At 38.1% G+C, this 1,410-nt stretch carries 1 protein-coding gene; it reads right to left on the bottom strand.

The window, feature by feature from the left end; all coding sequences use genetic code 11:
* Window positions 1–1,112 (bottom strand): DUF6079 domain-containing protein (locus tag SSCH_RS06170; protein ID WP_232294255.1); only part of this gene is annotated, 1,112 nt, incomplete at its 3' end.
* Between the last annotated feature and the right edge of the window lie 298 nt (window positions 1,113–1,410).

Genomic DNA, 1,410 nt, shown 5'->3' on the forward strand with positions numbered 1-1,410 from the left:
TCAAATTGAGTGAGAGGCAACACAAGCCTGTGTTTTTTATGTAGATCCATATATATGCTTATATATTGATTTTTTAATTCTGCAAGTTCGATATTGAATGTTCTAACAAAATCATCATCTATGCTGTCCAGATTTTTGATGAACATGTCTCCATTTTTAATTTTAATTTTATTGATGCTTTCTACCCATGACTTGTCCTTTAAAACTACTTCTGCCCCTGAAAGGTATGTAGTATTGGCATCTATCTTGGATTTTAGTTCCTTTATTCTATCAATTTCCGTCAGCTGCTGAAGAACGGCTGCTTGTTTTTCAATATCTTCTTTAGTAAATTTGAAGTTTTTAAGTTTCGCCTGGGTGTTGTAAATTTTAAGCGAATCAAAGAAATCCTTGAAACCTTTGATGCTATCTTTATAACTTTCTACCTTATATGACTCTAAGGAAGGTTTGCCCCAAACAGATATATCCCCATTGAGAAATACAAGTGCTTTTAAGGCTTTATCTATATATTCATCGGCTTTCTCCAGCATACTGACGACAGCATCATCCCTCATGTTGGCATTAACAACCTGCCCTGGAGGCAAATCAAGCATTTCAAACAGCTTTTTTAGCACAGCTACAGGTATATCTTTCGGCTTATCGCAATGCTTGAAATCAATCAAATAAGAAGTATTCTCTGCTGCAAGTTCCTTGAGCATTGTGGCATCAAAAGTCTTGCCTCCGGCAGTAAGGGTTATATCCCCGCTGTATACTAGTGATGATAATATTAGAACCACCCAAATGGGTTCCAGTTTAAACTCTGTATCATATTCTGCTTCCTCATTGATCCTGTCAATGATATCCCCTCTATTTAATACCTTGCCTTGTGGTAACTTATTTATAAGATCGATAAAGTGTTTTCCATATACTGATTTTTGGGGTGATATCATATCTCCATCTAATAGCTGCAGCGAATCAAGAACCTTCATTCCTGCATCATTTTTCTTTCCTGCAATATATTCCATCCCATATTTAAAAACCTGGTTTATATTTTCAGATGTCACGGTCAGTAAAAATTTCGGATAATTAGGATAGCGCTCGTTAAACCATATCGATAAACACGCAGAAGCAGCCATGTCTATCTGTTCCTTTAGTGTTCTATCCCCCCATCTTGTTGCCTCTCACTCAATTTGACGCTGCAATTCTCACCGCCAATAACGGAAGAATTATAGCGACAGTCTGCCATAAAGTTGAGAATTCAGGTGCCAATCAAAGTCTAGCTAGATAATGCCAGTCAGTGTGCATAGTGTGGATAATGTAGAGATCCCCCAGCACCCAAACCAAACCTGTCATGGAATACTGAGAGGATCCTTACCCTTTAATTACCTTACCCCGCTGTCGCACGCTGCCCTTTCCATATCCAGCAAGAATACC

This window comes from Syntrophaceticus schinkii, from assembly GCF_000946815.1.
GTDB classification, from domain to species: Bacteria; Bacillota; DSM-12270; order Thermacetogeniales; family Thermacetogeniaceae; genus Syntrophaceticus; species Syntrophaceticus schinkii.